Origin of the sequence: Chroococcidiopsis sp. (assembly GCF_051657925.1) — a bacterium.
GTDB lineage: Bacteria > Cyanobacteriota > Cyanobacteriia > Cyanobacteriales > Chroococcidiopsidaceae > Chroococcidiopsis.
The window spans coordinates 1-7,157 of sequence record NZ_JBOFLP010000223.1 but is presented as its reverse complement, the minus strand read 5'-3'; the positions used below and the strand labels follow the sequence as shown (position 1 = coordinate 7,157).

Here is a 7,157-nt window from a genome sequence, read left to right as displayed (position 1 = left end):
TGCGTATTAACGCTGATGTAAGCTAGCGCGGCAATGCCAATAAAACTACCTATGTAAGAAAAAACAATTTGTTTTAAAGGAAAGCGGGGTTGATATTTAGAGCTGCCGTGAATTTTAGCCAAGAAATTTTTGAGTCGAGTTGAGTTAAATCGAATGCTCCATTCAGACTGGGGACGATTTTTTCTCAAAGCAGCTAGTTCGGCTGTGAGTTGCTCTAGTTGTTGCTGCTGAATAATTAATTGCTGTTGCTGCTGTTCTAGTTGCTGTTGATACTGCTGAAATTGTTGTTGTTTGCTTGTCAATTCAAAGGTGGACATAGCTTTGGTAAGTTTTGTCATAGAGCTAGTATTTGTATTTGGTTTCGCTGCAGTTTTACTAATGTCTTTCATACTTCGATCGCTAAATAATCAATTGCAAAAACTTAGATTAATTCTGTGATATTGCGATCGCACTACTATAAATTGTGTTAACTGATACGGAATATTATTACTCATGAAAGAAGCGCATTTTGAAATTGCTCTAACCGCATATAATGAATCAAAAAGTACCATTTTATACTTGCACCTTGAAGCAAACTACGCTCGCAATAACGCTGGGACTACCAAATAAATTAAATGGATAAATCAATTTGTCCACAAAATCTTTACAGCGATCGCTAGCTACTAGCTCGCTAAAATTTTCATCACTGTATAACTATATTTTATTTAATTACTGTAGTTAAAATCTGACAAGACATCTCAGAGTCGATCGAAGTGTTCTTTTTTTGTTCGATGGTATTCAAAAGTTTTATTTTAAGAGAGTTAATCTTTTGTTTTAATTTTCTTCATCAAAATTTTAATTGCTCTTAGTGTTATGGAATAGCTTTGAGATTTATCGTAATTTTACTGTAACTTTGGTTGCAGTATTTTTGCTGCACGGTTGAGTAGAATCCAAAAATTAGCTTTTTAGTTTTTGTGTATCCGCGTAGAACCGCTAGTAATGCTATAACTTGTGGCTTGATACAGGGACAGACTTGTTCGTTGGGCTAATTTTAATTGTTACGCGATCGGAGTTTAAATTGTTACGTAATGGGAGCGAAACTAAACCAAGCGATCGCGATTTAACTTGAGACTCTGAATTTTGAATTGTTAGTTCATGGGTGCTATTGAGATAGAACGAAACTGATGATAGAAATTACAGCAAGCGTTTTTTGTACGAGTCTGGGTGCATTCTTATTCCGAAGAGAAATAATTCCTCGTTCCTTTCCCAATTTGCTAGGTCGCCTTCTTTACTGGCTGGGTGTACCGTTGCAAATTTTAGTACTGACGCGCAAGTCAAATTTATCGCAATCGATTTGGTTGCCCCCAATCTTGACAATTGCAATATTGCTGTTAGGTTTGGGCTTAGCTTATGTCAGTTTACAGCTACTCAAACAACTGACTCAGTACCGCTCGGTTTCATGGGTAAAACAATTGTCCGATAGTTTCTATCCTAGCGATCGCGCTGAACAAGGTAGTTTTGTCCTCGCTTCAATTTTGGGAAACACCGGCTTCATCGGGTTAGCGATCGTTCCAGCTTTTGTCAGTCAAGACTATTTAGTTTGGGTAGTGTTGTATGGCGTAACGCACAATCTAATTGGTAGTTACGGACTGGGAGTATTTTTAGCAAGTTATTTTGGGCAAACCACAACAAATAATAAATGGAAAGCTGCATGGCGAGACATTTTGCGCGTTCCTGCTTTATGGGCGTTTGCGCTGGGTTACTACAGTAAACCATGGCAAATTGTCAGTTTCATCGATCCCTTACTTCAGGCAATAGTCTATTTAGTCGTACCTGGAGCTTTCTTGTTGATTGGGATGCAATTATCACGGCTTCGAGGAATTCAAAATTTACGAGGGGCGATTATTCCAAGTACGATCAAGACATTTGTTTTACCCATTTTGGCAGGAATGGTAATAACATGCTTGGGATTTCCCCACGAAACACGCTTGGCTTTAGTCTTGATGTCTGGAATGCCGAGTGCTTTCGCCAATGCGATTTTAGCAGAAGAGTACAACCTCAATCGTTCGCTAGCTGCCAGTACGATCGTCCTCAGTACGGTTTTGCTACCACTGGTACTTCCCCTATGGTTGTATTTATTTAGGTAATAGAGACTCTACGTGGGACTTCTCTGCGTCGTCTCTCGCTCAACGGAGGCTCGTGTCAACCGAACTAGGTAGGGGAGTAAAATCGTAACCCGTGCCGGAGTATCTACCAGGCTGAACTCTGACTAGAGTTCCTGATTCTTGGCGATCGCCTGACGGTAAAAACTTGACTATCCCAGTTGCCCCTTTAAACATAAAACCAGTATTAGATAAAGCTTTCTGTAGCTGTTCGCGATTCGTACTCGCTTTTAAACCCGTGAAAACAGCGATTGTTGCATCATAAGTCAATGCAGTTCGCCAATTACCAGCCCCACCCCAAAACCGCTTAGCATTGGCAATGAAAGAACTATTGGGGAAAGCAGAAGGATGCCAAGGTACAGAAAGCACCATAGTATTAACATCGGCTTGTCCTTGCTGCAACGTGTCGTACGTATACATTGTGTGGCTGCCGAACAAAGTCAATCGACTGCGATTTGCTTGCGCTACTTCCACTGCACGACCCATTCTATTTACATCTGGTGCTAGCAGCAAAGCTTCTGCTCCATCGCTGACTGCTTGAGAGGGAATTTCGCTAGGGTTAAAATTAGCAGCAGCAAAATCGCAGGGGGTACTGGTGATATAACCGCCATTTTCAAACACGCTAGAAGTGAACTCCTCTTGAAACGAGCGACTTGCTTCTGCCTGAGAATCCGCACAGATCGCAATTCTGGTTTTGCGTGCTGTTTTCACGACGTAGCTAGCCAAAGCATCTGCGATCGCTCTTGAATTTGGCGTAGTCCGAAAGATAAATCTACCAACTCCACCCAAATTTCGCGCTACGCTAGTGGGCGAGATCATCACCAAACCGCTTTTTTGATAGATGGGAGCAGCGGCGATAGATGCATCGCTAGAGTTATGTCCTACTACTGCGAGAATATCTGGATCGCTGGCAAATTCAGCCGCGATTTGTTTGGCAACAATGGGGTTATTATCGTCGTTGGCAACTTGCACTTGAACCAGCTTTCCGCCAATCCCGCCACTGTGATTGATCTCGTATTGTGCCTGTGCCACGCCCCGCAGCATCTCTCTGGCAACGTTTAAGTTACCTCCTACAGGAACGCTAACACCGATCTTAACTGTATTGCTAATTGCAGCTGCCGAAGCATTATTTAAATAAATCCACGTTTCGGGATCGTTGCGCTTCACCTGCAAAGCCGCATTAAATTTGGTGACTGCCGTGGAAAAATCTCCTGCGGCAAAAGCTTGTACTCCTGCTTGTTTGTCTGGATTATTGTCGGCAGTAAATAAAACTTTATTACCTAAACTAATTCGTTTTTGCAAAGCTGGGTTGCGGTTGGGGGGATTGAGCAATCCATTGAGAGATGGTTGAGTTGCTTGTTGTCCTCCTCTACCACTGCGATAACTCAACCAAAAAATCAGCGGACCGATCAAGCAGAGGGCGATGAGGTAGAGAACCAGGACAGTGTTTTTTTTACTTTGTAACATAAAGTTTGGAACAGGAGTTAAATCAAGTATTGTTAGACATTTCTAGACAACTTTCCCAGCCTCATATTTTCTGTATCGCCATGACTTGGTACAGCCCAGATGTCGAAGAATCTATAAGGATCTAAATCATATTCTTTTTAACAACAGCACTTTGGGCGATCGCAATAATAGTACGAGGATGAATACCCACAAACAAAGCTACAGCTTGAGAGTTGGTTTTTTTAACATATAGATAAAATAATATTTGATTTGACCCATAACCAAACAAAATAGAGCCACAACTACTTGAGTACCAACCGTAATTTTACGGAAAAAATATAATGCAGCTGATTTTAACCGTGAAATTACTTACGCAAATTTACTGAGTCTAAGCCTATACGTAGAAGAGATTTACCTAACTATAGCAGTAAAGAGTTTGGCGATCGCGCTCCGCTCAATCTGTATCTTCTGTAACTACTTCCCACTTAATTGCAGTCACTTTTATTTGCGATCGCAACTGCATGACAATCTCTTCCATCAACAGATCGTTGCGACCATTAGAAGTATATTCTGCCTTGATTTCTACTGAAGAGAAGTTATCAAGATCTTTACTGTTAATATTTTTACTAGACAATTCATTCAATATCATTTGTCCTGGTGTAGTTTGTGCCAGTAGCACAGCCCTCACAGCCACTTCGTCTTCGGTTAAACAAATGAGGCGACAGCAATAGCGAGTTTCTGCTTTTGTGTGCGTAATCAATTGCTCGTCTAACTGTTGAAACCACTGTACCATCGGGCGCAAAAGTAGATTTGCTCCTACCACTGCTAAAGTGCCGAAATAAGCCTGAAATAGCAATCCCGCCCCGACCAAACTGCCCACGGCAGCAGCACACCAGAGGGTAGCTGCGGTATTGAGTCCGCGCACGCTGGTTCCTTCCCGCAAAATCACGCCGCCACCTAAAAAGCCAATGCCAGAGACAACTTGGGCTGCTATACGTGTAGGACTGGCATCGCCGGGAATCATTGCCGAGAGCATGACGAACATAGCAGCACCAAGAGACACCAACACATTTGTTTTCAGTACTGAGCGAGTTCGCCGCCATTGTCTTTCGCTGCCAATTGCCGCACCGAGAATGAATGCCAGTAGCAGGCGAATTGCAAAATCTACCCAAGTCATTGTTTTTTTCGTTTGGTTCCATCCAGATTGCTATTGTCGCACTGGTACGAAATCATAGCCAGTACTTGTATTGACTTGACGCACGACTTGTACTAGCTGTACCGGTGCGTTACTATCGCCAGAAGGAAGAAACTGCACTGGATTAGCTGCGCCAGGAGTGGAAAAATCAGTACTAGTCAGAGTTTGTTGAATCCCTTCACGAGTGGGAGACTTCTGCATTGCCGCAGTTAAAGCCTTGGTTGCATTGTAGGCAAGAGCAGTACGCCAGTTGACCTCAGCTCCCCAAAACTGTCGTGACTGACGCACGAACTGAGATTTCGGATCGGTATCGATATCCCACGGAATAGCGACTACCATATTCACAGCCGCGTCTCCCGCGACTTCGAGCGTGGTTGAGTTGTAAATGGCATCGCCACCTAGAAGTTGCAATCGTCTGCGGTTGACTTGCACGACCTGTAGGGCTTTGTCGATAATGCTAGTACTAGACCCAGTGTTAGGTGCTAACATCAGGACTTTTGCCCCTTGCTTGATGGCTTGGTTAATGCTGTTAGCTGGGCTAAAACTAGGGTCTGATAAGTCAAACTCAGATGTGACTTTACCACCTCCGAGCAGAACCGCTGTGACAAACTCAGATTTTAAGGATTGGCTGTAAGCACTTTGGGGATTGAAAAAAACAGCAGCATTTTTTTGCTGTAAATTGGTCAGCATGTAATTTGCCAAAGCTCTTGCAGCAATATAATCGCTGGGAACAGTACGAAAAATGTAGGGACTGATGCCGGAAAGCTTAACAGAAGTACTGACGGGAGAGATCGCGACTAATTTTCCCTCATCATATATAGGTGCGACGGCAAGGGTAACTTGACTTGCCCAATGACCGATAACTGCCAAAATTTCGGGAGTGTTGACTAAAGTTGAAGCAACTTGTTGAGCTTGGTCTTCTTGATTGTTGTCGTTGACGATCGCCACTTTCAAAGGAACACCATTAATATTGCCAGTTTGATTTGTTTCTATTTGTGCCTGCGCAACGCCACGTAGAACTTCCAAACTCCCGTTAGGACTAGTACCAGTCGGAACGACAACAGCAATTGCGTAGCTTTTGCGATCGCCAATCTTGGCATTGTTGAGGAAAATTAGGGTCTCGGGATCGTTGCGATTTTGCGTTAGTGCTGCTTGTAATTTCTCGGTTGCAACACTCCAATTTCGAGCCGCGATCGCCTCTATTCCTTCCTGTTTTGCTGGTAAGATCTTCCCTGAAAATAATGTTTTTTCACCAAAGCTAATTGTTCCACCTGTAGAAACACCACCTGTAGTCGTAGAGCTAGAATTATTCCCAATTCCTACAAACGATTTACCAAAAACATGACTGAATAGTAAAGCTCCTCCCCCTACTAATCCGAGCGTAATTAGTAGCGATAGTAGCAGAAGCACTGTTTCATTTTTACGCGACATAAGAATTAGGGGCTAGGGGCTAGGAGTTAGGGGCTAGGGAAAGAAAGAGAGGCAAGAGGTGAGTTCTTCCCTACTCCCTGCTCCCTACTCCCTGCTCCCTCTTATAGAATTCGATCGAGCAGTTGATAAATTATTTTAAATAAAGCTGTAAGGGCAACGGCAATTAGTCCGCCACCGATCGCCAGAACCAAAATGCTAGAAACGCTGAGATTGGCGTGCAGGGCAGGAATAAAAACCACAATTACCAAGGAAATTACTGAAATAATTAATAAATCTACTTTTTCGATCCAGCGACGAGATAAGGCAAAAACTAGACCACTCAAAATCACAGCGGCGATCGCCCAACCAATAGCGGGAGTGGGAAAAAGGCTAGAAAACGCGATTGCCAGCAAAGCGCCTTCAAAACCGCTAAAAGTCGCTCCCGTTAAAACCTCCCACAGAGCAAAACTAGGTCGCCTGGTTATCAATGTTGGAGTAGGTGGTGTAGGGGTGGGGCGATCGAGCTGGTGCAGAGCGGCGAGGACTTCGGCAGCTGACTGATAGCGCTGCTGCGGTTGAGCTGATAGCATCTTGGTCAGAATGCTGGCAAGCCCATTGCTCACTTCAACATGCATTCGCCAATGCCATTGATTGCGACCGGCATCATATAAATCTGTGGGTTTTTTGCCAGTGAGTAGGTTGACTGCGGTTACAGCCAAGGCATACAAGTCCGTAGAAGGGTAAACTTCTCCACCTGAGACTTGTTCTGGAGGGGCAAAACCCATAGAATAAATGCCGGTCGAAGCAGATTGCGCTCCTCCTGCTTGGCTGGTCACTTGTTTGACCGCACCAAAATCGAGTAAGTAAAGTTTACCGTGGCGATCGCGGATGATATTAGAAGGTTTGATATCCCGATGAATCGCTTTTTGCTCGTGAACGAACTGTAAAACGGGTAAAATGGCGTA

The 7,157-nt window shown here is 43.7% G+C and carries 5 protein-coding genes and 1 pseudogene; 1 reads left to right on the top strand and 5 read right to left on the bottom strand.

All coding sequences use genetic code 11. From position 1 onward, the window contains the following. Nucleotides 1–317: pseudogene (locus ACRC32_RS18025) on the bottom strand (HPP family protein); the annotation flags it as partial. An 846-nt stretch (nt 318–1,163) separates the two neighbouring features. On the opposite strand from ACRC32_RS18025, the gene ACRC32_RS18020 reads away from it, so the two are divergent. Further along, nucleotides 1,164–2,126, top strand: a complete 963-nt coding sequence (locus ACRC32_RS18020; protein ID WP_438555260.1) for an AEC family transporter — start codon at nt 1,164–1,166, stop codon at nt 2,124–2,126. A 39-nt stretch (nt 2,127–2,165) separates the two neighbouring features. Here the strand turns inward: ACRC32_RS18020 and ACRC32_RS18015 are convergent, their stop codons facing one another. From ACRC32_RS18015 to ACRC32_RS18000, 4 genes are all read right to left on the bottom strand, one after another. Continuing rightward, complete coding sequence (locus ACRC32_RS18015) at nt 2,166–3,608, bottom strand: ABC transporter substrate-binding protein (RefSeq protein ID WP_438555259.1); 1,443 nt, start codon at nt 3,606–3,608, stop codon at nt 2,166–2,168. 433 nt (nt 3,609–4,041) lie between these two features. Then, nucleotides 4,042–4,764: an MgtC/SapB family protein gene (locus ACRC32_RS18010; protein WP_015157337.1), complete on the bottom strand. Its 723-nt coding sequence runs from the start codon at nt 4,762–4,764 to the stop codon at nt 4,042–4,044. Between the two features lie 30 nt (nt 4,765–4,794). Continuing rightward, nucleotides 4,795–6,213 (bottom strand): ABC transporter substrate-binding protein, encoded by a 1,419-nt coding sequence (locus ACRC32_RS18005; protein ID WP_438555258.1) that lies wholly within the window; start codon nt 6,211–6,213, stop codon nt 4,795–4,797. 101 nt (nt 6,214–6,314) lie between these two features. Then, nucleotides 6,315–7,157: protein kinase domain-containing protein (locus tag ACRC32_RS18000; RefSeq protein ID WP_438555257.1), on the bottom strand; the 843-nt coding region annotated here is incomplete at its 5' end.

Excerpts from the sequence above, each read along its gene's own strand:
- ACRC32_RS18020 (WP_438555260.1), top strand. The coding sequence starts at position 1,164 with ATGATAGAAATTACAGCAAGCGTTTTTTGTACGAGTCTGGGTGCATTC.
- ACRC32_RS18015 (WP_438555259.1), bottom strand. The coding sequence starts at position 3,608 with ATGTTACAAAGTAAAAAAAACACTGTCCTGGTTCTCTACCTCATCGCC.
- ACRC32_RS18010 (WP_015157337.1), bottom strand. The coding sequence starts at position 4,764 with ATGACTTGGGTAGATTTTGCAATTCGCCTGCTACTGGCATTCATTCTC.
- ACRC32_RS18005 (WP_438555258.1), bottom strand. The coding sequence starts at position 6,213 with ATGTCGCGTAAAAATGAAACAGTGCTTCTGCTACTATCGCTACTAATT.